Genomic DNA, 24,661 nt, shown 5'->3' with positions numbered 1-24,661 from the left:
GCTATAAACTATCAGTAGTGTAATTTCGGAAACCATCAACTGATAATACGAATAACTTATGTAACCCGGGGAGCGGATTAGGATGGAAATGCAAGGCAATGCGGTAGATACCTTGCTCGGCGGAATTGAAGCCGGTGGTACCAAATTTAACTGTGTGGTAGCCGCTGGGATTAATGACATCCGTGAGCGAGCCAGCTTCCCAACCACCGATCCAGAACATACGCTATCCAAGGTCGCTCAGTTTTTTCACGAAAGCAGTCAGCGCCACGGCACTGTTTCTGCGCTGGGCATAGCCAGCTTTGGTCCGGTAAACCTGGACCCAGAATCCGCCTACTATGGCTATATCACCCAAACACCTAAAGCTGGCTGGTCCAATACCAATATGGCTGGCTACTTCAGCCAAGCCCTGTCGGTACCAGTTGCTTTCGATACAGATGTTAATGGCGCCGCCCTTGGAGAGCACCTCTGCGGCGCCGCTACAGATGTTAAGAACTTTGTCTACGTCACCATCGGTACCGGTATCGGCGCCGGTATTATGATCGACGGGCAGCTGATCAATGGATCTATGCACCCGGAAATTGGGCATATGTTGATGCCTAGAGACAACCAAAAGGATTCTTTTAAAGGCAACTGCCCATTTCATAACAACTGCCTTGAAGGACTGGCCTCAGGTCCTGCGATAGAGGAGCGTTGGGGACTGCGTGGCCAACACCTGGAACAACACCACCCGGCCTGGGACCTGGAGGCGGAGTATCTGGCCACTATGTGTGTCAACCTTACCAGCTGCTATTCACCACAGCGGATCATACTGGGGGGTGGAGTGATGATACAGGCGCACCTATTCAATCGCATAAGACAAAAATTCCTAGCCTTAGCCGGTGGTTACTTTCCCCAAGTCTCAGAAAGTAATATTGAACGGTATATCGTTGCACCAAAACTAGTGGGAAGATCCGGTGAGGTCGGCTCCCTACGGATGGCCCAGCACCTATACAACACTAAAAACGTCATTGCCTGAACCAGGGAGGGGACATCCCCTTCCTGCCATCCTCTTTTAAGTGGACGTGGTTCCCACGCGCAATATCCAAATTTCTGTGATCACGACCACTTCTTGGGCAAAAACTTGCGATGCAGAGTGATTCCTGCGGCAGTAACCCCCTCCCCAGCTAGCGATTCCCTTTATCTATCTGTTAGGCTTCCATATAGATACCTCTAGTAAGCAGGGCGATAACAGGTAAGTTTCAGCGCCCCTCAGGGATAGCAATGAAAATAATTAGATTATTAGTGATAGGTATTCTTAGTGCCTGTTGCCAGCTGGCAGCAGCCGGCAGTGCCGAACCCACAACTTTCACCCGCCCAGGGATACTGTCATACAACTTTTACTCTGATTTACTAGAGCGTGAGTACGTTATCGATATAATGCTGCCTCTCTCGTACATCCCGGAAAATACCGATCGCTATCCAGTCATTTATATGACCGATGGCTTTCTGCATTTCCCTATGACAGCCCCTAACCTCCTTCAGGAACAGGTTCCCGATGAGTTTGGCAATGTCAAAATGCCCCCTGTAATTCTGGTAGGTATCTCCCACGCTTTTGATAGTCCGAATTTCGCCCAGCGAGTAATGGATTTCACCCCCGTGCCTGGTGTGATCAAAGGCGCCGAACTGGGTGGAGGCGCCGATCAATTTCTTGAGTTTATCGAAGAGGAGCTCAAGCCCTTTATCAATAATAATTTTAAAGGTAACGAAGAAGACGAAACCCTAGTGGGCCATTCCCTGGGTGGGCTTCTGGCTCTTCATGCACTTTTTAACCACACCAACAGCTTTGACCGATATGTTATTGGAAGCCCCAGTATTTGGTGGGCTGATAAGCAAATTTTAGATAGTGAATTGGCCTATGCAGAACGCAATGCCGATTTGGGAAAAAGTGTGTATTTATTTATTGGTGGTGAGGAGACTTGCAGTGAAATCGACGCAGTTTGCGCAGTAAAAGACTTCTCTCAACTAGTAAAAAGACTGAAGTCCCGTAACTACAATAGCCTTACCTTAAGAAAACGTGTATTTGATAACGAGAATCACGGTAGTGTTGTTAATCCAGGCTATGATCGAGGGATAGAAAAGGTATTTAAGACCAGTGTATTACCTAGGAAATATTCCTTCTAAGAGCTGCCTATTTGATTCAGGATAAGTAATAGCTTGAAAAATAATTTTGTTTAAGTATATTCCCCCCCTTCATGATTCCCCCTCATCCTAAGGATTAAAGATGAAAAGACTTTTAACAATATTCGTCTGCCTATTGCCCACATTAACATACGCAGGAGTCTCATCCGATAGCAGCAATAAGCTTTACATCAAATGGATAGAAACCGGCTGGAGTAAAAACACACTGGCAATTGAATTTGACAGGGCTATTACATATAGCGGCACAGACCCCAATTGCCAATGGAAAAACAGTGTAGTTATTCAAGTTAATGAGGATAGTTTACACAGTGAAACATTATCATTAGCCATGGGCGCCCAAATGGCTAACAAGCCCGTCACTCTGTACGTCGAGGATGAATGCTTCAACTCAAGACCTGAACTAATTTCCATACGCGTATGGAATGAAGAGTAATCTACTTAAATTAATTTATTAAACTTTGCGAGAGAACCCTCGCCAAATGTCATCTTACAGATTGTTATCAGAATTTTAAAATGAAATTTTTTCTTGTAGTATTAATCCTCCTAATATCTACCTCTTCATATGCAGGGGTAGAATCAGAATATGACAACAAGCTATATATCAAATGGATTGAATCTCGATGGAATGAAGATGGCTACGTTATAGCATTTGACAAAAATATCACTTATAAAGCAAGTGATCCAGGTTGCGAATGGGGTGCCAGCGTTGTCCTCAGTGAAGAAAATCACATGATGTCAGGTATGTTGTCAATTGCTTTATCTGCACAAATGGCAAACAAACCAATAACTATCTACGTCAAAGATCAATGCTTTGGTAGTCGGGCTGAGCTAATATCTATTAGGGTTTACAGCGAAGAATAATAAGCTAAAAATCCCCTATCTCTTTATCAATAACGATATCTTCCTTTAATTGAGGCTGATAACACCAGCCTTCAAAGAAGGCTGGTTAAAAATATTCTAACTGTAGGCTAGCCCAAGGTTATTGCCATATCAATAACCCTCCGATGCAAAAAAATACCCATATCAGATAAAATAAGATTTAGCTCAAAATTATTACCAGTTAATCTCGAAATAATTTAATCGCTTTACCAATTTTTCGGTACTGTTCTTCTACTTCAGGGACATAGCGCGGCCCATAAAGAGTCCCTTTACTTGCATACACTTCAGGCCAAGCAAAAGGATAAATGGCGATCACATCTTCATTCCTTACAGCATGATCATAAGCTTGCTGAGCCCGTGTTATCAATTGCTCTTCCGTAAGATAGCCATAAGTTGTGTTGTCAGTCATAAATGCACGAGGGATTATGTAAAATTTAGCATCTTGCAAAGCGCCCGTATGCTCCCTTACTTTCTCTACATTTTCTCTCAAAAGGTCAGTCATTCCGCCCTGAAAGTTGACGCCTTTATACTTATCCACCCCAAACAAATTGTAATTAATAGGCATATATTCACTATACTCACTAAACTCCCAAACCTGATTGATAGGATCCCAACCTACAATACGCTGCCAAAACAATATCTCTTCAACACTTTTCTCTGTAAAAGTTAAAGCTCTATATGCATCGGGAAAGTCCCGCATCAAAATAAGACCAATTTCATCCAAATATTCTTTAACCTCTCCATAGCTCATACTTGACCGATTGAAGGGTTCATCCAGAGGATCTAGTGCATAGATAATATCTTCGTATGGCTTTAATTTTTCTTTGGCACTCTCCCACAGCTCAAGGTAATCTTCCTGCCTAGTATGACCTGAACTCGTATTAAAAAAGATAGGCCCTAACTCCACCCACACTTTAACCCCATGTCTTTTGGCCTCGGCCAACTTCTCATCCACATTACTCCAATGGAGGTTAATGAACGTAGAAAAAGGAGCAACCTCAGAAATATAATCGACGTACTTACCTGAGTGATAAAAACCAAATGCCTCTATATGATCAGGCACAACATTTCCGGGCGGAATAATTATTGGAGTAGCAATTTCTCCATGCAATATAAGCAATTCAGGCTCTTTCAAGTCAGCCGCGGCCGTCATCTCTTCTTGAGCCGACACAGCACCACCTATCAAAGCAAGCAGCAGGCTCCCAACAAAAGGCAGTTTCTTAATACTCTTCAACATAAACTTCCCAATCCCAAACCGTACAAAATTTATTCTCACATCGACAAAGTGACGCTTACCAATGAGAAAGATACTAACATTTAGTTAACCCTAATAAGTCAATGCCACTCTGAAAGAGCATCACCCCAAAATAGTACGACAAAACAAAAAGCTACTGCAAATCATTTCAAAGTAAATCTGTCGACACACTATTAATAACACCACCTACACCTCTATTTGGTAGACGTTAAAAGCCGTATTGACTTGGAAATTTATAGCCACACCCTTTCAGTAGGCAAAATATGAAACAAACGTTCCATCCATTATAAGAAGCTCTAAACGAAAAAAATATCACACGACATAAAGCTCTAATTTTAGCATCATGTTTTTTTCAAAATAAACCCACTAGAATTTTACTCAGGATTAGCGCACTCTAACTTAAGCATTCCACTTATATTAGCTGCATATATTTATTCTACAGATCTAAAATCAGACAACCAAGACCACCTTCACTTCAGCGCATTACTAAGACATGCATCTCACAACACCACAACCTGGCACCTACATACCAAATACGGCTTGGTGTTCCGATCAAAAATATATGACTCAAATCGCAACTTCGTAATATACAAAAATATTCAGATTTAAAATTTGCTATTTACAAAAGCTTCTATATTCTTCAGAACCTGTGGCAACAACACTTCGAACTGGAGACTCCAATGAAACTCAAATTTCTGATTGCATTAATTGTGGCAGCCTTATCAAAAGTCACTTTCGCCGCAGGCTCATCTGGCGATGTCACTATTAACAAGGTGGGCTGCCACATGGACAGCGCAACTTGTTACGTCTGGCTGGACCAAACAGTAGGCCCAGATAGCTGTAGTAGCAATTCAATACGCTGGAGCAAAGATGCCAAAAACGGACAAGAAACTTTAACCTTATTAACCGCAGCTTTTTTTGCCGAGAAAAAAGCTAATTTTTATGTTCTGGACACCTGTTTTGAAGGTGGAACCTACCCCACATTTGGGTATTTCAATGTGAACAACAATTAAATACCCCCTAAAAATTCTTCAGGCTCCAACTCTTCTTGGCTAGCCAACTATTCGATATTTTTCAGCTGAATGGCTAGCCAAAATAACTATAACGCCACCTTAAATGCTCTTCATGAATTATGCGTATGCTAATTACATAATTTCTGCTAAACCGGTCATATATCAAACCTCCACTAAGAAAACAGCCTCTAAACCAACCGATTTTTCCAAGCGCTAAACTCAAGACAAAACCAACTACTCGCCAGAGGATAAGGCCATATCTAATACCGCTCAAATTGACAATTGGTCACACGACAGCCCATCAGGCATTTCGCCAGAGCAACCTGAAATTGAGAGCTTTCCAGCTTCCAGGAAAAGAATAAATATTCCAAAACGAAAATTCCTGCAGCTTATAAGGGTGCAATATCCTCTGGCTTCTCAAAGGTCTTCATTAGAACAATAGACGTAGAAATGTCAATAATCACATAAAATAGGAACAAACCCAATAAAACAGCTATTGCCATAGCTAATAAATAGCCGAAATAGTACTGTTCGTAGTTATCATTCATATTTTCTTTATTAACCGTTGTTACTTCACTCCCATCACGAAGCTACTGCAAGGGGGCTGCGTCAACCTACAATTTCATCTGTATGCCTAGTTAATAAAGATAGATAAGGGATGAGCGGGAACGTATCCCCGCTCTAAAGCTAAGCTTTTCTCAAACGGCGTAAATGCTCTTCATGAGTCTTACGCATATTAATAACATAAGTGCGACTTAACCGATCATGCAATAATTTGTTAACCAGGAAGAAGTTGATAATCCATGCAAAAAGCCCAAATGCACTAGTGAAAGCAAAGCTCACAGTTCTCCAAAGCCCTCGCAAGTATCCAATCCGCCCAAATTTTTGACTGGTTACTCGATAGCCCATTATATACTTGCCAGGTGTTGCCTGAAGTTTGGAACACTCAAACAACCAAGCAAATAACAGGTAGGCTCCAAAACAAAAAGGTATGACTTTTGCGGCTGCTACAGCTTCCGGCAATCCAAAGATTTTCATCATCGCCGCAGTTGCAAGGGAGCCTACGGCCATATAAGTCATAACCAAGTCTAAAAAGAATGCAACGCCTCTAGCTACAACATCACCAAAAAAGTACTTTTCATAGTGCCCTTCAAATTCAGCCTCACTTTGTGCCTCTACCTTGCCCCCGCCACGAAGCCCTTGCAAAGGATCAATACGGGACTCATGGACTTCCAAGCTATTAAATATGCTATTGCACAACTTCTCGTCAAGCGCTTGGTAGAGGTAAGACGCATTCCCTCGCCAATCGAACAATTGATCACAGTATTGCAGGATGTTCGGCGTTACTTGTGGGCGAAACCTTGCGGATTTCCCCCCCTCTACAGCATTTTGATTAAATTGGGCAAAGCGTTCAAATACAGAAAGACCTAAGTTCCAATTATACTCCTCATCCAGCATATAGGGACTCTTGGTGAGAAAGTCCCAACTCCTCTCCAGGCTCATTTCCAAGTGATTATTGAGCATTTCATCCACTTGCTTAAGCACCCGCCGAAACTCTTCGATACGCAAATCTCTATCCAGGTCTTGCGCTTCCCGAGATTCACTTGGCTGCGTATCAGGGGATACACCTTCGCTCTGTTCCAAGGGATCAGAAACACCCTCTTGCTTCGCTGGGTGTTCTTCAGCTGCAAGAGGAGTTGAGACTTCATCAGTGGGAGCCCGCACTTCTGCCTCTTGCGCCCCTTCTAATACAGCTACCCTTTCACTATTAACCTTCTCATGGTTTGTATTTTCTGCCTGCCCTAGTGAAGGAGTTTCCAGGGAGGCTTCCGTCTGCCCAGCCACTTCCTCTTGCAATTGCTCAGCCAGTTTCAGTGCTTGCTTATAAGCCGCATGAAGTGCCTGGAATTCTTCCGGTTTTTCATCCGGGCGGGTTTGCTTTAGTTTTTTTGCATAAGCACGCTTAATCGCGCGAGCATCAGTGATGGGGTTAATTTCAAGAATGGCCCAGGGATTCATCAAATCCAGTCCTCGCCATCCAAGCGATCCAGAATTTCACTAACCTCAGTTCGAGCCTTAATAATTTCTGTAGGGTTTTGCCTTTCTAGGACGCTATCAAACGATGACAGTAACTGAGCTATATACTCACGCTGCTCGCCCAGACTGGATTCATACAAGCGCTCACCACGAGCAATAATTGCTTGGTTTTTTTCATCTTCACGGGGGTGGAATTTCAGTTTTGTCAATTTTTGCAGGGCTTCAGCCTTTTGTACATCAGAGAGAGCTCCCGGCGTAAACTCGATTAACTTGTTGAAGGTTTTACCCGTGGAGACCACGGTCACATCCACTTCCAAAAGCCCATTCATATCGTAGGTGTAGCGAATATCTGCCGCTTCTTCCCCTTTAGGCTTTTTCGGCACAGGAACCGTCATCTCACCCAGGTACACATTTTTAGATACCAGGCGATTCTCTCCTTGGTATACGTCTACACAAAGTTGGGTTTGATCATCCCGAGCAGTCCAAACCCGTCTTACAACACTGACTGGTACAACCGTGTTGCGCTCGATAATAGGCATAAAGTAGGCACCGAGCTGCGGATTATCTTCATTGATAACACCCGTTCCCAAGGTGTAAGGGCATACATCAGTCAGGACAATATCATCCAGTGCTGAGTTCTTTTCTTTTAAGCCAGCCTGAATAGCTGCTCCCATCGCAACGACAGTGTCCGGGTCCAAATGACAGGCTGGCAGACGGCCAAACATTCGACCAACCATTGAACGAAACTGGGCCATGCGCGTCGAACCGCCAACCAATACCACTTCATCAATTTTCTGTGGGGGCAAATCTGCATCGCGCATTGCCCGCTCAATTGGCCGTTTCGCTCTTAACAACAGGGGTGTGCTGAGTTTCTCAAACCACTCTGGAGTCACCTGGAATTGCAGGGAGCGCCCATCAAGTTGTAATTCAAGTTTTTGCTCAGGCTGCTGGCTAACTCGACGTTTGGCGCTTTCCATTTGCATATATAAGTTTTGCAAATCGCGAGGGCTTAAGGCTTCTTTCTTAATATCAAACTCGGCCAGAACATCATCGATCATTGCCTCAACGAAATCCTCTCCACCGAGGAAGTTGTCTCCGGCACTAGCATGAACTTCCATAATGCCATCAAAAAATTCCAGGATGGAAACATCGAAGGTGCCACCCCCAAGATCTAAAATAAGAAAGTTTCCTTCGCGCTTATCGTGTAAACCGTAAGCAATGGCAGCCGAAGTTGGCTCGTTAATTAGCCGCTCTACTTTTAATCCCGCAAGCTCCCCTGCCAACTTGGTAGCATGGCGCTGATTATCATTAAAATAAGCTGGGACACTGATTACCGCTTCGGTTACCTCTTCGCCAAGAAAAGTTTCAGCGTCTTCTTTGAGTGCCCGTAAAATTATCGAAGAGAGTTCAGTTGCGCTAAATTTTTGCTTCCTCAGGGAAACTTTGTGGTCAGTACCCATCAAGCGCTTGAACGCAGCCACAGTGGTACTACTGTGGTTAATAATACGTTCTTTAGCCGTTTTGCCGACTAGCAGTGTGCCAGAGTCATCGAGCCCCACAACTGACGGAGTCAAAGTTTCCCCCAAACGGTTGGGGATTAGTTTTACCCCTTCATCGGTCAGTACCCCGCAAGCACTATTAGTGGTTCCCAAGTCGATACCAATAATGGCCATATTTCCCTTACCTACCCTTGGATTCGAGTTGCAAAAACGATCGAATCTACATAATTTTTAAGACAATAGATTTAGCTATATTTATGGCGCATTATTCTAAGCGGCCTTGACTATAAATAGCCAGATAAGACACCGCTATAAAACAATATCAGGAGATAGGTACTCACAAAGTGAGGCGTGATCAAGCGATTAGTTGTGGCCCAAAGGGCTGGGCCACGAAAAGATAAATATGAAAATTAGGGGGCGCGACGTTCTATATTCCAGCTTTCATTTTCTTCACGGCGATAAATAAAACGATCGTGCAATCTATTTTCACCCCCCTGCCAAAACTCAACAGCATTGGGTACCACACAGTAGCCGCCCCAAAATTCTGGCAATGGAATTGTTTTACCGGCAAAGCGAGCCTTCTCTTTATCAAACTGCTGCTCCAGTTCCTCCCTGGACGAGAGCGGCCGGCTCTGATGCGAAGCCCACGCGGCCAATTGGCTGTCCAGGGGGCGCGACTGGAAATAGGCCTCTGCCTGCTCGCGGGAAACAGGTTCCACCTTCCCATAAACAATCACCTGCCGCTCGAGACGGCACCAGGGAAACAACAGCGACACCTGAGGGTTAACGGCCATATCTCGGGCCTTATCACTCTGTAAATTGGTATAGAAAACGAAACCCTTCTCATCGAAGCCTTTCAGCAAAACAATCCGCTGCGAGGGGTGCCCGTCCGCGTTAGTGGTGGCAAGACACATGGCGCTGGCATCAACTAATTCTGCTTCAACAGCTTCTGCAAGCCACTTGCGAAACTGCTCCACGGGGGTCGGCTTCAATTCAGAGCGCCTTAAACCACCCATTTGGTATTCCCGACGCCATTGATCGATTTCCATGGTGATACTTCCTCGGTTGTTCTAGCTCAAAGTTTATTCAGCGAAGTGCCGGAAGGCTATTGTGCGGCAGCCACCTCGTCAAATTCCTCAAAATCTACTGACAGGTAAAGTAACCCAAGCGTACAAAGTTTCCTGCCGCAGTGCCGGGTGAATCTCAATTTTCCTGCGATATTGCCTGTGAAGGTGCAGACTCTGCGGGTGCTTGCACGGCTTTTGGTGGGCCGCTAGGCTCACTGCATTTTTACACGAATAAGGAAAATGGTGCTTATGTCCTCTGCGCCCACATGCGCCCAGGTGCTGATGCGCCTGCTGCGCGAATACCAGGTAGAAAAAGTTTTCGGGATTCCCGGCGTACATACCATTGAACTGTATCGCGGCCTGCCCGGTAGCGACTTGATGCATATCACGCCAAGGCATGAGCAGGGCGCCGCCTTTATGGCAGACGGTTATGCCCGCGCCAGCGGCAAGCCCGGTGTCTGTTTCCTGATCACTGGGCCGGGGCTGACCAACGCAGCCACTGCGATGGCGCAAGCTTACTCAGACTCAATTCCCATGCTGGTTATTTCCGCCGTCAATCGCCGGGAAGACCTTGGCATGGGCCGTGGGCGCCTGCATGAGCTACCCCGCCAAAGCGATGCCAGTCGAGGCTTCTGTATCTGGCAGCACACCCTGACCCAGGCAGAACAATTACCGGAAGTGATGGCACGGGCATTCCAGCTGTTGCAGTCCAGCCGCCCCGGCCCTGTCCATATCGAAATCCCTATCGATTTATTCCCGGCGCCTATGTCCGGCAATCTGGACGATTACCGCGCGGCACCCAATGCCATGGTACCGGCAGCCAACGCGACAGCTATCGCGACTGCTTCCCAGTGGCTGCAAGCTGCCGAACGCCCGGTGATTCTCCTGGGCGGTGGCGCGCAATCTGCTGGAGAAGCGGCAACTCAGGTATCAGAAAAAATTGCAGCTCCAGTCTTCCTGTCTCTGGCGGCCAAAGGCGTTGTCGATGAAAGACATCCTCTGTGTGGCGGAGCCAATCTCAGTTTCGATTGCGTGCGTGAGCGAGTGGAAGCTGCCGATGTAGTCTTGGCCGTTGGCACAGAGCTTTCGGAAACCGATCGCAATCTGGTGAAAGAGGATTACGCTTTCTCCGGCAAACTGATCCGCATCGACATTGATCCGGCTCAACTGGTATGCAATGCCCAGCCGGACCTGGCCATTTGCGCGGATGCAGCAGAAAGCCTTCAGCAATTAAGCGGAGTCCTGGTTCAGTGCGAAGAGAGTTCAAAACTGCGCGCAGAAAAGGAAGTTTCACAATTAATCGGTAACTGCCGCAAAGAGTGGTGGGAAGGTTCTGAGGAGCGCTTCCCTTGGGTTGAAGCTCTGCGCGAAGCCCTGCCCGATGAGGGAATTCTGGTTACCGACTCTACACAACTGGCCTATAACACTAACCACGCCTTGCCGCTGTACCACCCTCGCAGCCATATTACCTGCACCACTGGTTACGGCACGCTGGGCTTTGCCCTGCCCGCCTCGATCGGGGCCAAGTTATCCAGCGAGCGGGATGTAGTTGCCTTGATCGGCGATGGCGGCCTGATGTTTACTCTCGGTGAACTGGCCGTTGCAGTAGAACAGCAACTGCCCCTGCCAATACTGGTTTGGAATAATAGCGGGTATGGAGAGATTCGCGACTTTATGGATGCCGCAGAAGTACCTCAAGAAGGTGTTAATCTTCGCACTCCGGATTTTGTCGCACTGGCAAAATCTTTTGGCGCTGAAGGTTGCCGCATCGACAAACCACAGCAATTAGCTACGGCAGTCGCAGAAGCCCTGCAACGCAAAACACCAACAATTATCGAAATCACCGCCCCTTGAACTGGCGCGAAGCAAACGGAAGCGTGACATGACAGATTTCAGCAAGCTGCATACCGACAAACTGTTTATCAATGGTGAGTGGCGCGAGCCCCTCGGCACCAGTTCCCATCCTGTGATCAACCCCGCCACTGAGGAAATGATTTGCCAGGTGGTAGAAGGCTCTGCTGAGGATGTGGATATTGCCGTTGCCGCTGCCCGCAGCGCCTTTCGCAAGTGGCGCCATACCAGCGCAGATCAGCGCTCAGCCCTGCTAAATGCCATTGCTGACGGTATGGAAGAGCGCAAGGAAGACTTGATCCAGGCGATCTCACAAACCCTGGGCTGCCCCGCCCATATCACCCGCTGGTTGCATGTGGATGGCCCTATCTACGCCATGCGTTACTACGCCGGTCGCACCTCCATAATGGAAGAGACCGAAAAGGCGGCCCACTCGGTATTAATCCGGGAGCCGATTGGCGTGTGTGGCTTTATCACCCCCTGGAACTATCCTCTGCACCAATTTGTCGGCAAAGTGGCACCGGCTCTCGCAGCGGGCTGCACCATGATTACCAAGCCTTCGGAAACCACTCCGCTACAGGATTTCGTCATGGCGGAGATTATCGAAGCAGCCGGTGTTCCTGCGGGCGCATTTAACCTGATCCCCGGTGCAGGCTCGGTCGTCGGTGCAGAGCTGTCATCGCACCCGGGAATCGATATGGTGTCCTTTACCGGCTCCACCCGTGCAGGTGTTGAAGTTGCCAAGGCTGCGGCGCCCACAGTTAAAAGGGTTACACAGGAGCTGGGTGGTAAATCGCCTCTGATTATCACCCCGGACGCGGATCTTAAAGCAGCGGTTCGCTGGGGCTGCGAAGATGTATTCATCAACAGTGGCCAAACCTGCACCGCACTCACCCGTATGCTGGTTCCCGCTGAGCACTATGAAGAGGCGGTGGAAGTTGCCAAGCAGGTGGCTGAAGAAGTGGCCATGGGCACTGATGCCAATGCCTTTATGGGTCCCCTATCCTCCGCTCGCCAGCTGGAAATCGTGCGCGGCTACATCAAGAAAGGGATCGAAGAAGGTGCCCGCCTTGTGACTGGCGGCCTCGATCTTCCCACCGAGCTGGATAAAGGCTTCTATGTGAAACCCACGGTATTTGCCGACGTTCACAACGACATGGCCATTGCCCGGGAAGAAATCTTTGGCCCGGTGACCTGCCTGATCCCCTATAAGGATATGGATGAAGCTGTCGCCATTGCCAATGACACCGAATACGGTCTGTCCAGTGGCGTATGGGCTAAAGATGCCGAAAGCGCCATGCCTATCGTTCGCCGCATCGAAGCGGGCCTGTGCTTTGTCAACGGCGGTGAGTTTAACTACGACGCCCCCTTCGGCGGTTACAAGCGGTCCGGCAACGGACGCGAGTTTGGTGAGGCCGGTCTCGGTGAGTTTATCGAACTGAAATCCGTGCAGCTTCCCGCATAAACTTCTGCACCGCCCTCTAATGGGGGCGGTACTGTTGACTGCTAATCCCCTCCCCGTTATCTTTGCTCGCACATCACGAGAGTGGCTGACGCCAACGCCAACCTGCCGACCGGGGCAAGGTGGTTCTCTCTCTGCGGCACACAAGGCCTGCGGGGAGGATGGGGCTCTACCAGAGCAAACCAACCGGATTAGCGAACATCACTTCGCCGCTTCCACGTCAGTCCTCCATAGTTTTACCATTGGAGGGACCATGTCCGAATCACCGTTTTCCAGTAAAGACATTATCGAAATTCAAATCGCCAGCCAAAGAAGCCACACGGCAGTACGCGCGGTGAGAAGAGGTGATCGTCAGTTGTTGTGGCAACTACTGTTCGACACTGCCGAAGAGGCATTAAAATTTGCCACCAGTTGCCGCGCCAGTGAGCACCCTATTTCGGCCCATGAGGCCTGCGAACTGGCGGGATAAAGTAGAACCAACAGGCGCCGCGAGCTCGCGCCCGTTACCCTGTGCCAAGAGCACCCGACAGGAGCTAAAAACAATACCATGTCAAAGCCAGAACAATTCTTTGAGCACCTGCGCAGCGAACTCAAACAGATCGATGCAGACGGCCTGTACAAACGCGAGCGGATTATTACCTCCCAGCAGGCCGCTGAGATCCAGGTGAACAACGACACCCAGGTACTGAATTTTTGTGCGAACAACTACCTGGGCCTGGCTAACCACCCGGACCTGATTGAAGCGGCCAAAGAGGGGCTCGAACAGTACGGCTTCGGCATGGCATCGGTGCGCTTTATCTGCGGCACCCAGGACATTCACAAAGCGCTGGAATCGCGCCTGTCTGAGTTCCTGCAAACCGAAGACACCATTCTTTACACCTCCTGCTTCGACGCCAATGGCGGCCTGTTTGAAACGCTGCTGGGCCCGGAAGATGCCATCATCTCCGACTCCCTCAACCACGCCTCTATCATCGACGGCGTGCGCCTGTGTAAAGCCAAGCGCTACCGCTACGCCAACAACGATATGGCGGAACTGGAGAAGCAGCTACAGGCCGCAGACGCCGCTGGCGCCAAGACCAAACTGATCGCCACCGATGGCGTTTTCTCTATGGACGGAGTTATCGCCAACCTCAAAGCCGTTTGCGACTTGGCCGACCAGTACAATGCCCTGGTAATGGTGGACGACTCCCACGCAGTGGGCTTCCTCGGAGACCACGGCCGCGGCACCCATGAATACTGCGATGTGATTGACCGCGTCGATATTATTACCGGCACCCTGGGCAAGGCCCTGGGCGGCGCTTCCGGCGGCTTTACTTCTGGCCGCAAGGAAATTATCGACATGCTGCGCCAGCGTTCGCGCCCCTATCTGTTCTCCAACTCTGTAGCCCCGGCGATCGTCACCGCCTCCCTGAAAGTGTTGGATATGCTGACTGAAGGTGGCGAGCTGCGTGAACAGCTGCGCGACAACTCGGCTTACTTCCGCAAGCGCATGTCTGAAGCCGGCTTTACCCTGGCTGGTGCCGACCACCCGATCATCCCGGTGATGATTGGCGATGCTGCCCTGGCGCAGAAAATGGCTGACAAAATGCTGGAGCGCGGCATCTACGTAGTGGGCTTCTTCTATCCGGTAGTGCCCAAGGGCCAGGCCCGCATCCGCACCCAGATGTCCGCCGCCCACACCCGCGAGCAGCTCGACCAGTGTATCGATGCCTTCATTGAAGTTGGCCGCGAACTGAATATTATCTAAACCAAACAGCGGTGCTGATACGGTAATTCTCACAAGGAATTCACCGGAGCGGCACCGCGCCCTGCCATTTGTAGTTTTAAAAACAATGAAAGCACTATCCAAGCTGAAATCTGAAGTGGGAATCTGGCTCACCGATGTGGAAACCCCCACACCAGGCCACAACGACCTGCTGATCAAGATTCACAAAACCGCGATTTGCGGTACCGACATGCATATCTACAACTGGGATGAATGGTCTCAAAAGACTATTCCTGTCCCTATGGTGGTTGGCCACGAATATGTGGGTGAAGTTGTCGGTATGGGGCAGGAAGTTGCAGGTTTCCAGGTGGGCGACCGTGTTTCCGGTGAAGGCCATATTACCTGCGGCCACTGCCGCAACTGTCGCGCCGGCCGTCGCCACTTGTGCCGCAACACTTACGGTGTCGGTGTAGACCGCCCCGGAGCTTTTGCCGAGTATCTGGTAATCCCCGCGCTCAATGCCTTCAAGATCCCGGATAACATTTCTGACGATCTCGCCTCTATTTTCGATCCCCTCGGTAATGCGGTACACACGGCCCTGTCTTTCGACCTGGTAGGCGAAGATGTACTGATTACCGGCGCCGGCCCTATCGGTATTATGGCTGCAGCAGTCGCCAAACATGTTGGCGCACGCCATGTAGTTATCACCGATATCAATGAATACCGCCTGGACCTGGCACGCAAGATGGGCGCTACCCGTGCCGTAAACGTTGCCAAGGAAAACCTCAGCGATGTGATGAACGAGCTGGGAATGAGCGAAGGCTTTGATGTTGGCCTGGAGATGTCCGGCGTACCCGTCGCCTTCCGCGATATGATTGCCGCGATGAATCACGGGGGCAAAATTGCCATGCTCGGTATCCCCGCAGGTGAAATGGCGATCGACTGGGGGCAGGTTATTTTTAAAGGCCTGATGATCAAAGGCATTTACGGCCGTGAGATGTTCGAGACCTGGTACAAAATGGCCAGCCTGATTCAATCCGGACTGGATTTAACCCCAATTATTACTCACCAGTTTTCGATCGATGACTTCCAACAAGGCTTCGATACCATGGGATCTGGTGAATCCGGTAAGGTTATCCTGAACTGGAAATAAGTCCCGATGGCTGCGGGATTCCTGCAGCCATTCCTACCTACTTTTCAGCAATAACTTCGTACCCCTCCCATTTCTAGCACCCAGTATCCGCATACACTTCAAGCGAGGCAGGTAATAAAAGACTTCAAAAACTGCAATTATCTCAGGAAATTATATCTTTTGATTTAAAGTAGAGATTCGTAAAACCACCTTAAGCTAATTTTTTCCATTATGAAATTTTCAAAAATAAGTTATATTATCTTCCCAATAAGATAGAAAAAATTTACATATAGATCTCATTCAATCAGCATCTGGAATAATCACCCTAAGAATCCCTACCCTTATTTAAGGTAATCGAACCACTCAATATTTCAGCTCTTTTCTACCAAACCATAAGCACTGCCCCGAACAGCCTGAGGCTAAATCATAGCCACAGCAACCGTTACCCCCCCACCTCAACAATTCTCTCTAAATTAGTATACGGAAAATGTATTTACCAACTCCTGAAAAGCATGAGATAGTAGCCACAGTGCTCGCCGTGATATTTGCACAATCGTTCCAAGATATTAGAATGTTATAGCTTTCTAATTGTGTTGATTTCGGGCAGCAACCATAATACTAACCAGGTAAATATTAAGTATGTTAAGAATTGAAGCTTTTAAACTGATAAGCTTAGCGGCAGTACTGTCAGTATTTTCTATGCCTCTACAAGCATATGAATATGTTGAGAAAATGAATATAACAAATGTGGGGGTCAGCAATACTTCAAATACATTTGTCGTGTATGTTGACCAAGAAGTTCCGGGTTCTGTTTGTTCTGAGACAAAGAGATTCAAGTTTTCCCTTGATGATGAAGATGCCACAGACATTGTAGTAACACTGGCTACTAGTGCATTCATCGCCAATAAACCAGTACAATTTCAGTATGATGTTGGGGAATCAAACTGCCTATCAAAGGGGCAATCAGCGGGTTTTGTTAAGCTGTTTCACGACTAAAGCAACCGTACAAAATATTACAGCCAACCACTAAAGCTGAGCTTCTAAGCACAACCTTACACCAACTAACATCAAAGGGAATAAAAGTAACAATGAAAAAAATATTCAACAAAAAAATTCTAGCCATTAGTGCACTAGTAGCATCCAATGCAGCTCAAGCCGCACTACCAAATACCGAGCAGACAATCACCATGATTGATATCCATAGCGATTATGCAATTATTTGGCTATCTACAGATCTATCAAGCCCGCCACCATCTTCATGCGCAGAGTACAAAGCTGTATCCTGTAATATTGGTGAGGAATTCTGTAGTCTCATGACCAGTGTGGCCCTATCTGCCAAGGCTATGAATAAGCAGGTTGAATTTGCATTTGATAATTCATGCAATGATGTGTTTGGTAACGCTTCTAGGTTCAGGATGATGGATTAAAATATTTGATATCTTTTTAGCGAAACAAAGGCACTTCCAGCAAAATCTTCATCTTAGATTTACTGCAGGTGCCTTTGGTATCACCTCTTGAGCAAAGATATAAGAAACCTCCCATCAAACAAAAGTTAATGGAACTTATTTGACATTTCAAAAAATGGAATCCAACCTTTTATGACCCACCATTGTCATATCAACCAATCCTAAAAATAATGAAATTTTTACCTCCAAATTTTGATTAAGTTTCAAAATCAATTCGTGATACATCTACATTTAACTGGACCCAATGAAGCTTGTCTGGCTACAAACTAGAAATGGCTCCATCGCCTCATGAAAATATCAACCCCAATTAATACACTCTACAGAATCACCTAAAACTCAAACACCACTATAATTTCAACAAAGAGTACTTTACGGTTTAAGTTTTTCTAGCCAATCGATACTCAATCCCTCACAAATTATTATGTTACCAAAGATCAAGCTGGTAGACTCCTCGAAACATCATGCTATTTACTGATGATGTCGATACCAACGTTGATCTATTGAACTCTCATAAGTTAAACTATCCTTAACACTTAAGATCTACGCGACTATTCGAGCCACACACAGTAAGCGCTCACCTCACTATTGCTTTCTACAACCTTTAATAAGGTAACAGACAATGACAAATAAGACTTCCAGCTCCTGACCAAAGTCAACTTTAAATTAATCATAGCTAAAAGGGAATTTAAAAATCAGCATTAAAAAAACTACCATACAAACCAGCACACCCCAATAGAAGATCTTTAGGGTGCATATTTTGCAGTATAAAATAAGTAGTAAATTTGAAGGGAGACTACATGAACACTAAGATTTGTTATTTTGTTGCTTTTTCTTTACTGTTTTCATCAGGTGTTATCGCGAATGAACCAAGCTCAGAAATCGCCCTAAAAACCAATATAGTAAAGAATTATGATGCATTAAAAGCGAAGACTACGAGAGGGGAAAGAATCAGAGTAATTGCTAAAATTAAAAATGTAGAAAAAAGCAATCCTAACTCTAATACCTTACTAAATGATTTCGCTCAAGCACGAAATCAATTTGAGAGTTATGGTATTAAGGCGCAAAAGGAGCTTCCTCGACTCGGAGTGATGGTTTTTGAAGTTGACAACAATAACTTTAATGACCTTATTAAAAGTGATGTATTCGAAAGAATTGAAGAGGACATCCCTGAACCTCCAACTCTATTGCAGTCTATCGCTCACATTGATGCTGATTTGACACATAATGAAGGGTTTACGGGTAACAATCAGGCTGTAGTAATTCTTGATACGGGTGTTGATCTCTCCCATCCTTTTTACTCCAATAGAGTTGTTGAAGAGGCTTGCTTTTCATCTAACACTTCAGACGCAACAAGCTTATGTCCTAATGGTCAAGAAGTACAAATTGGGAGTAATGCTGGTAGTGACTGCTCAAACACAGGTATAAGTAGCTGTGATCATGGTACACATGTGGCCGGTATAGCAGCGGGAACCAACGGAACAATGAATGGAGTCGCACCTGGCGCTAACATTGTAGCTGTACAGGTATTTTCTGAATTTCCAGCAAGCTATTCAGGCTGTAATGGAGCAAGGTGTGTATTGTCTTACACTTCTGATCAACTCGCGGCATTAGAATGGGTACTAAACGAATCAACCACCAACAATATTGCTGCAATTAACATGAGCTTAGGGGGGGGAGCCTATAGTTCCGCGTGCGACAATGACTCCAGAGCTGAAGTTATTACTGAATTAAGAAGTGCCGGTATTGCTACGGTCATAAGTTCTGGAAATAATTCTGGATCCAGTTTCGTCGGTGCCCCTGGGTGTATTTCATCAGCAATCACAACAGGCAGTACATTTGATTCAAATGACAATATAAGCTCTTTTTCTAATAGTTCATCATTGGTCGATATCTTAGCTCCGGGTAGCTGGATTACATCATCAGTTGTTGGCGGTGGATATGACACTAAAAGTGGAACCTCTATGGCTGCACCGCATGTAACTGGCGCATTCGCAGTTATGAGGGCGGCAAATCCTAATGCAACTGTTGGGGATATCGAGACTTCACTAAAAGCTAATGGCGTGCCAGTATTAGATACAAGGAACAATTTGACTTTTCCTAGATTGGATTTATACACATCTGTAATGTCTTTTGAAGGAAAACCTATTGCATCCTTGGATAAGAACTCTTATTCCGTAATCTTAAATAAAGAGACAGAATTTACAGCATACTCTTCCTCAGACCCGAACAACAATAGTCTGATATATACATGGGACTTCGGTGATGGTATTAATGGTTACCAAACAAGCACAGCAAGCGTCCAACATTCTTATACTAGCATCGGAACTTACAGCCTAAGCTTGTCCGTCACAAACGGCAATAAATATTCAGATCCAGATGATACAGCATCTGTAACTGTTTATGATCCGGCCATCGTATCAATTATTATTAATAGTGTGCTTTTTTAAAGCTTTTCATGTGCACCCACAAATAAAAACGTAATTTTATATGGAAAAATTTTCGCAATTAGAATTGTGGAAATTTTTCCATAATTTTTTTGGCTTTAGACATAGAACCAATTCAAATTTAGTAGATACCCTGTATTACAAGTACCTTAAGGTAATGGCTTCTACATCTTTATCCACAACTCTTGTAGAAGCACTTAAATTTAAAGTTGACACTCACCCAATCATTCACGAAAGATGGGCGCTACCCGCGCCGTAAACGTTGCCAAGGAAAACTTCAGTGATGTGATGAACGAGCTGGGAATGCGCGAAGGCTTTGCGTTAACTATCGGTTGTTGCATGCCCCTTATAACCTCTATCAAAACAGCTACCTTCGGAAAATAAACCCTACAGAGTTAAGTATATTCACACGCATCGCTCAGTCTCTGATTTTACTAAACGCTTCTAACTTTTTTCTATCGCCAACTCATTCAACCATTCGGTAGCAGGTACAGGTCGAGTAAACAACGTTTCTATCAATACTTGCTTGGTAGGGGCTTGGCGTACAAGGGCATTCACAAAATCTAAGGAGGTGGCAGGAGAAGATGGATATCCGTGCATCTCGCCCAACTCCCTAAGAGCAGCAAGAATTGGAGCATCACCTATATCCTGGCGTAATCGTGCAAAAGCCAGGGTAGCGCGGGAGTATCGGTCATGAGGAGATTGGGCACTGACCAAACTGACCACCTCTTGGTGATTATAATTTTCAACCGCTAGATATCGCTCACGCTCAAAATCGATAAGCCGTTGCATAACAGCCTCACCGTAACAACGCTCCAAAATCAGTAGCTCTACGTATTTAGCCAGAGATTCCACTAAAAAAGCACTATCCTGCTCAACACCATTGCCGAGCCAATGACCGAACCATTGATGCGCAGTTTCATGGACTGTACGTCGAAAAGCCTGACTGAAGGGCATATTTTTATTCTGTAAAGCACGAAAACCTACCCGACTACCAATGAGCATCATCTGCGGAAGAGCATACCCAGTGGAACCAATATTTGGCTTTTCTACCAAGGTCAAGGTGTGGCCGTTATAGGGGCTTATATGTGTGGAAAGAAAATCAACCGTTTGTACCATTGCCTCCAGTGTCATCTCTACATTTGCCTCGTGTAAGGGCCTGTAGGCTACCTGTAGCTTTACATCACCTGCATAACGGTTGCTTAATTTCAGAGGCGCGGCAATAAAGCCCTGTAGATTTCGTACCGGTTGTTGAGTAACAAACCTGCGAAAGTGGCGGTTATCCTGCTGCCAGCGTTCGACCAACTCGCCTTGAGTAAAACTTTGATAGCCAAGCGGTGTAGATATTAGTGTTTCCATTAGCGCCCAACTATATCCATCCTTATTTCTATCCCTAGCTGCCAGAGCTTCCTCCACAGACAATGATGGTTTCATAGGTAGGCCAAATTTATAGCGCAAGTCCTCACTTTTAAGCTCGCGAATAGATTGGTAACCAATCACGGGAAAGAAAGGCACCGATCGCAGATAACTAAAATTCTCCGTCAGAATCTTATGTGTGGACAAAGATGTATATCCATTTTGTGCCAACTCCAATTCGAAATCCAGAGTTAGAACGCCACCTGGTAGCAACGGTGTTTCCAACAGATAAACTCTCTGCCCTAATTGTCTATTATATTCTAACGCTGCTTTTTTACTTAGGCCTATATAACTCACAGGTGCATTCCAATATTCACCAATAAGTAGAGTCTGGATAGGCTGAGAGTGGGGATTTACGAGCTGATACTCGCCACTTATCTTCATTCGACGCTGCTTGGGAAAGAAATCCACTTGAGTATTAACATTAGTAACCTTGGGCATGGGTAGTTCAGCAAAGAAACTATACCCTCGTTCATACTCAGCTAACAAAGCCACTTGTGTGTCCGGGTCAAGTAAACGGCCATTAACATCGATCCCCGTCTGAATTCTCACCCCCTGATATACCAACAAAAATGTCGATATTGTAAAACCGACTAAAATCAACGCACTGCTTAATGTCAGAAAAGGTATACACCGATACTTAGCTAGAAAAATGGCGCCGAGCAATAAAGATATTGTTAGCAGGCACCAAAATGTCATAAATGCCCAAAAACCATCCAGGCTAGTTTGGTATCCCCAATATTCATTTGTCGGTGTCAGTGGTGTGTTAAATGGAAGAAATAAAGGATGGTGTAATCCCAGTAATTCCGCTAGAGGAGAAAAACGTAGGATCAACAGCAACGAACAAAGTAGTAATGCCAAAGGCCGGCTATTGACACTGAACTGAATAGCCAAAAAGACGCACCCTAAAGCCGCCAGTGGCATGAATGAATAAAATATAAAACGCCCATATTCAATAAAATCTATTGGGCTCACCTTTAACCATTGGCTGAGTACCGATGCAAAAGCAGACAACAATAAAAACATTATCAGTACAACTAGCAAGCTGACTACCCATGCCAACATCACGGCTGATGGAAAGACGGGCAAAGTATTTGTAATTACCTCAATACCTTGTCTTTGATCCTGCCTAACGAGTGAATCACTCATATACAGTAACATTATTGATCCAAATAGTGGTATTAAGCTCCACATGAAACGATTTATTGCGTCTGGACTAAGCCCAAGGAGTTCAGCCCCCGGCTCAACGTAATGAAGAGATGGATAAGTTTCACCAATAATCACAAAGCACCAAATAATTCCGACCAACCACATCACCGGATGCATAAAAATCTGAATGCACTGTAATCGCACCAAGGTGAAAAACTGGAAAAGCGCCTGCGGTCGAGCTTCAGTGAAAATAAAACCTAATCCGACCTCATTATTTTGTTTCGGAAACTTTAATATTGATCTTGTATAGTGGGGGTAACCAATCCCCTCTAAACGAAAAGCGATCAAAGCTACCGCAATAGCAACAACTATCACCAGTATTCTATTTACACCAAGCAAAATAAAGCTGGGTTTGCTTCCCATTAACACTGTAAGACCAAACCAATCCAGATACTCCATAACTTTTATAAACCAAGAAGCAGGTACCATTGATCCAGTCATGAGTGGAGACCCACTGGCACTAGCCAGAAAAATATAGCCGATAAACCACAAAAAACCACCTAGATAAATTAGTATTGGCGACCGACTTAAATTTCGCTGCAACCAAAAAACTGACACAAACAATAGAGCAGCCGGCAGACCTACCAGCAACTGTAATCCCTGTAATTTCAAAGCTGCAGACAGTAGGTCAAATGTATCTGGTAAGCTACTCAAGCGACTAGCCAGGCCGGCTAGCAAACCAAACGCTCCAACCATTCCAAGCAAGACGAGTATTAGACAAAGAGCAGCGAGTTTAACAACCTGCTGCCTAGCCTGCGAAACTTCAACGGCGGCAGTTAGCTCATACATGTTATAGCTATCGGAACGATACAGAATATATCCAGACAACAGACAAGCAGCCCAAGGCTGCGCCATCATGCACAGGGTACCAACTAAATGCACTAAATGCGGATCACTGAGCAGCTGCGCCTTGTCGACGTGAATACCTTTCCCAACAAAAAAACCATATAGCGCGGACAAAGATATTAATATCCAGCATAGTGGTTGGCGAAGACAAAGTTCCACCTCATTACTTATTCGTGAAGTAAGCATCAAACAACTTCCTCAGTGTACTTCCGTAGGCACAAAAAGTAACGATCCTGCAGACTCGGAGAAACGGACTCAAAATTAGCTCCCGGACGGAACTCACTAAAAACGCGCACTACCGGCTTCCCATATTGCAAACACTGGCCAAGTAGTATTGCACCATATGGCAGTGATCCCTCAAAAGAGCCCTGCCACACCCCGCCCTTTAAATCACTGAATAAGCTACGGGTAGTACCACTGACGATAATCTGCCCCCCCAGCATTATGGCGGTATGCCTACTCAGGTGTTCAATATCATCAACTATATGGGTAGAGAGTAACACAAGGCAGGTTTTTGCAATCTCATATAACAGCTGGTGTAGGCGCAGTCGTTCAGCCGGATCTAAACCTGAAGTAGGCTCATCAAAAATCAAAACTTGCGGGTTCCCCAATAGAGCCTGAGCGATTCCGAAACGCTGTAACATACCCCCGGAGAAATTCGAGGGATGGCGGGCAGCATGATCCCCTAGACCAGTTAGGCTTAACACCTTTTCTATCTGCCGTCGGCGATTTGACTTATCATTCAAGCCTTTCAAAATAGCCAAATGCTCAAGCAGCGCATAACAGGAAATATATGGGTAAACACCAAAACTTTGAGGCAAGTAACCCAATCTACTGCGCAACACTCGTGGATCACGAACGGCACTCCTCCCATCAAACAAAATCTCACCACTATCCGGCGCTTGCAAGGTAGCAATAGTACGCATCAAGGTGGACTTACCTGCACCATTAGGTCCGAGAAGCCCTAACATACCAGTGTCTAGTCGGAGCGAAATATCCCTTAGTGCCTGTGTACCATCCGGAAAGGTTTTATTAATATTAATAAGTTGCAGCATACACTTACTCCAAAACTTTCCCGTAAAGTTAAATAAAACTGTACACAACACAAAGAATTTTATGATGAAAACTACATTTTTTATGATATTCTCATCCGAACAAGGTAAATGTCTGTTTATCAGTAAAACTGTAAGGTTTATCATATT

General features: G+C 46.0%; 19 protein-coding genes and 1 riboswitch. Of the genes, 13 read left to right on the top strand and 6 right to left on the bottom strand.

What is annotated here, in order from left to right:
* Window positions 1–82: 82 nt before the first annotated feature.
* The 4 genes from ACJJI1_RS15170 to ACJJI1_RS15155 all read left to right on the top strand — a co-directional run bounded on the left by ACJJI1_RS15170 (window position 83) and on the right by ACJJI1_RS15155 (window position 3,039).
* Window positions 83–1,015, top strand: coding sequence for an ROK family protein (locus ACJJI1_RS15170; RefSeq protein ID WP_444957185.1), 933 nt, complete (start codon window positions 83–85; stop codon window positions 1,013–1,015).
* A 245-nt stretch (window positions 1,016–1,260) separates the two neighbouring features.
* Entirely contained in the window at window positions 1,261–2,160 is a 900-nt protein-coding gene (locus ACJJI1_RS15165; protein WP_444957184.1) for an alpha/beta hydrolase, read from the top strand.
* 100 nt (window positions 2,161–2,260) lie between these two features.
* Window positions 2,261–2,611 (top strand): hypothetical protein, encoded by a 351-nt coding sequence (locus ACJJI1_RS15160; RefSeq protein ID WP_444957183.1) that lies wholly within the window; start codon window positions 2,261–2,263, stop codon window positions 2,609–2,611.
* A gap of 80 nt (window positions 2,612–2,691) precedes the next feature.
* Complete coding sequence (locus ACJJI1_RS15155; protein ID WP_444957182.1) at window positions 2,692–3,039, top strand: hypothetical protein; 348 nt, start codon at window positions 2,692–2,694, stop codon at window positions 3,037–3,039.
* Window positions 3,040–3,238: 199 nt separating this feature from the next.
* Here ACJJI1_RS15155 and ACJJI1_RS15150 read toward each other — a convergent pair whose 3' ends face one another.
* Complete coding sequence (locus ACJJI1_RS15150) at window positions 3,239–4,294, bottom strand: hypothetical protein (protein ID WP_444957181.1); 1,056 nt, start codon at window positions 4,292–4,294, stop codon at window positions 3,239–3,241.
* 698 nt (window positions 4,295–4,992) lie between these two features.
* Here ACJJI1_RS15150 and ACJJI1_RS15145 point away from each other — a divergent pair.
* Complete coding sequence (locus ACJJI1_RS15145; RefSeq protein WP_444957180.1) at window positions 4,993–5,325, top strand: hypothetical protein; 333 nt, start codon at window positions 4,993–4,995, stop codon at window positions 5,323–5,325.
* Between the two features lie 687 nt (window positions 5,326–6,012).
* Here the strand turns inward: ACJJI1_RS15145 and ACJJI1_RS15140 are convergent.
* The 3 genes from ACJJI1_RS15140 to pdxH form a co-directional block, all read right to left on the bottom strand.
* Complete coding sequence (locus tag ACJJI1_RS15140) at window positions 6,013–7,344, bottom strand: RDD family protein (protein WP_444957179.1); 1,332 nt, start codon at window positions 7,342–7,344, stop codon at window positions 6,013–6,015.
* A complete protein-coding gene (locus ACJJI1_RS15135) occupies window positions 7,344–9,035 on the bottom strand; it encodes an Hsp70 family protein (protein WP_444957178.1) in 1,692 nt (563 codons plus the stop codon). Before ACJJI1_RS15135 ends, ACJJI1_RS15140 begins: the two co-directional genes overlap by 1 nt.
* 236 nt (window positions 9,036–9,271) lie before the next feature.
* Entirely contained in the window at window positions 9,272–9,910 is a 639-nt protein-coding gene (gene pdxH, locus ACJJI1_RS15130; protein ID WP_444916579.1) for a pyridoxamine 5'-phosphate oxidase, read from the bottom strand.
* A 267-nt stretch (window positions 9,911–10,177) separates the two neighbouring features.
* Here pdxH and ACJJI1_RS15125 point away from each other — a divergent pair, with 267 nt between their 5' ends.
* The 8 genes from ACJJI1_RS15125 to ACJJI1_RS15090 all read left to right on the top strand — a co-directional run bounded on the left by ACJJI1_RS15125 (window position 10,178) and on the right by ACJJI1_RS15090 (window position 19,991).
* A complete protein-coding gene (locus ACJJI1_RS15125) occupies window positions 10,178–11,782 on the top strand; it encodes a 5-guanidino-2-oxopentanoate decarboxylase (protein ID WP_444957177.1) in 1,605 nt (534 codons plus the stop codon).
* 28 nt (window positions 11,783–11,810) lie between these two features.
* Window positions 11,811–13,244 (top strand): aldehyde dehydrogenase family protein, encoded by a 1,434-nt coding sequence (locus tag ACJJI1_RS15120; protein WP_444957176.1) that lies wholly within the window; start codon window positions 11,811–11,813, stop codon window positions 13,242–13,244.
* 65 nt (window positions 13,245–13,309) lie between these two features.
* A riboswitch (SAM-I-IV-variant riboswitch) is annotated at window positions 13,310–13,436 on the top strand.
* 58 nt (window positions 13,437–13,494) lie between these two features.
* Complete coding sequence (locus ACJJI1_RS15115; protein ID WP_108732493.1) at window positions 13,495–13,710, top strand: hypothetical protein; 216 nt, start codon at window positions 13,495–13,497, stop codon at window positions 13,708–13,710.
* A gap of 78 nt (window positions 13,711–13,788) precedes the next feature.
* The gene (locus ACJJI1_RS15110) at window positions 13,789–14,988 is read left to right on the top strand and encodes a glycine C-acetyltransferase (RefSeq protein ID WP_108732492.1); all 1,200 of its coding nucleotides are present in this window, start codon (window positions 13,789–13,791) and stop codon (window positions 14,986–14,988) included.
* A gap of 85 nt (window positions 14,989–15,073) precedes the next feature.
* Window positions 15,074–16,099 carry an L-threonine 3-dehydrogenase, zinc-binding type gene (gene tdh / locus ACJJI1_RS15105; RefSeq protein WP_282933633.1) on the top strand — a complete coding sequence of 342 codons (1,026 nt, stop codon included), beginning with the start codon at window positions 15,074–15,076 and terminating at the stop codon, window positions 16,097–16,099.
* 618 nt (window positions 16,100–16,717) lie between these two features.
* Window positions 16,718–17,074, top strand: coding sequence for a hypothetical protein (locus ACJJI1_RS15100; protein WP_444957175.1), 357 nt, complete (start codon window positions 16,718–16,720; stop codon window positions 17,072–17,074).
* Window positions 17,075–17,166: 92 nt separating this feature from the next.
* Window positions 17,167–17,505: a hypothetical protein gene (locus ACJJI1_RS15095; RefSeq protein ID WP_282933635.1), complete on the top strand. Its 339-nt coding sequence runs from the start codon at window positions 17,167–17,169 to the stop codon at window positions 17,503–17,505.
* Window positions 17,506–18,341: 836 nt separating this feature from the next.
* Window positions 18,342–19,991, top strand: coding sequence for a S8 family peptidase (locus ACJJI1_RS15090; protein ID WP_444957174.1), 1,650 nt, complete (start codon window positions 18,342–18,344; stop codon window positions 19,989–19,991).
* Window positions 19,992–20,432: 441 nt separating this feature from the next.
* On the opposite strand, the gene ACJJI1_RS15085 is transcribed toward ACJJI1_RS15090, so the two are convergent.
* Both ACJJI1_RS15085 and ACJJI1_RS15080 read right to left on the bottom strand, forming a co-directional pair.
* Complete coding sequence (locus ACJJI1_RS15085) at window positions 20,433–23,573, bottom strand: gluzincin family metallopeptidase (protein ID WP_444957173.1); 3,141 nt, start codon at window positions 23,571–23,573, stop codon at window positions 20,433–20,435.
* A gap of 71 nt (window positions 23,574–23,644) precedes the next feature.
* Window positions 23,645–24,514, bottom strand: coding sequence for an ATP-binding cassette domain-containing protein (locus ACJJI1_RS15080; protein WP_444957172.1), 870 nt, complete (start codon window positions 24,512–24,514; stop codon window positions 23,645–23,647).
* Window positions 24,515–24,661: the final 147 nt, after the last annotated feature.

The sequence above is a fragment of the Microbulbifer maximicatervae (SeqCode) genome (assembly GCF_052467065.1).
The sequence above is the reverse complement of the archived record's forward strand: the minus strand, read 5'-3'. Positions and strand labels throughout refer to the sequence as shown.

Bases quoted from the DNA above. Each gene is read 5' to 3' on its own strand.
- ACJJI1_RS15095 (WP_282933635.1), top strand. From the start codon at position 17,167: ATGAAAAAAATATTCAACAAAAAAATTCTAGCCATTAGTGCACTAGTA.
- ACJJI1_RS15165 (WP_444957184.1), top strand. From the start codon at position 1,261: ATGAAAATAATTAGATTATTAGTGATAGGTATTCTTAGTGCCTGTTGC.
- ACJJI1_RS15090 (WP_444957174.1), top strand. From the start codon at position 18,342: ATGAACACTAAGATTTGTTATTTTGTTGCTTTTTCTTTACTGTTTTCA.
- ACJJI1_RS15150 (WP_444957181.1), bottom strand. From the start codon at position 4,294: ATGTTGAAGAGTATTAAGAAACTGCCTTTTGTTGGGAGCCTGCTGCTT.
- tdh (WP_282933633.1), top strand. From the start codon at position 15,074: ATGAAAGCACTATCCAAGCTGAAATCTGAAGTGGGAATCTGGCTCACC.
- ACJJI1_RS15080 (WP_444957172.1), bottom strand. From the start codon at position 24,514: ATGCTGCAACTTATTAATATTAATAAAACCTTTCCGGATGGTACACAG.
- ACJJI1_RS15170 (WP_444957185.1), top strand. From the start codon at position 83: ATGGAAATGCAAGGCAATGCGGTAGATACCTTGCTCGGCGGAATTGAA.
- ACJJI1_RS15155 (WP_444957182.1), top strand. From the start codon at position 2,692: ATGAAATTTTTTCTTGTAGTATTAATCCTCCTAATATCTACCTCTTCA.
- pdxH (WP_444916579.1), bottom strand. From the start codon at position 9,910: ATGGAAATCGATCAATGGCGTCGGGAATACCAAATGGGTGGTTTAAGG.
- ACJJI1_RS15145 (WP_444957180.1), top strand. From the start codon at position 4,993: ATGAAACTCAAATTTCTGATTGCATTAATTGTGGCAGCCTTATCAAAA.
- ACJJI1_RS15120 (WP_444957176.1), top strand. From the start codon at position 11,811: ATGACAGATTTCAGCAAGCTGCATACCGACAAACTGTTTATCAATGGT.
- ACJJI1_RS15100 (WP_444957175.1), top strand. From the start codon at position 16,718: ATGTTAAGAATTGAAGCTTTTAAACTGATAAGCTTAGCGGCAGTACTG.
- ACJJI1_RS15135 (WP_444957178.1), bottom strand. From the start codon at position 9,035: ATGGCCATTATTGGTATCGACTTGGGAACCACTAATAGTGCTTGCGGG.
- ACJJI1_RS15160 (WP_444957183.1), top strand. From the start codon at position 2,261: ATGAAAAGACTTTTAACAATATTCGTCTGCCTATTGCCCACATTAACA.
- ACJJI1_RS15140 (WP_444957179.1), bottom strand. From the start codon at position 7,344: ATGAATCCCTGGGCCATTCTTGAAATTAACCCCATCACTGATGCTCGC.
- ACJJI1_RS15125 (WP_444957177.1), top strand. From the start codon at position 10,178: ATGTCCTCTGCGCCCACATGCGCCCAGGTGCTGATGCGCCTGCTGCGC.
- ACJJI1_RS15110 (WP_108732492.1), top strand. From the start codon at position 13,789: ATGTCAAAGCCAGAACAATTCTTTGAGCACCTGCGCAGCGAACTCAAA.
- ACJJI1_RS15115 (WP_108732493.1), top strand. From the start codon at position 13,495: ATGTCCGAATCACCGTTTTCCAGTAAAGACATTATCGAAATTCAAATC.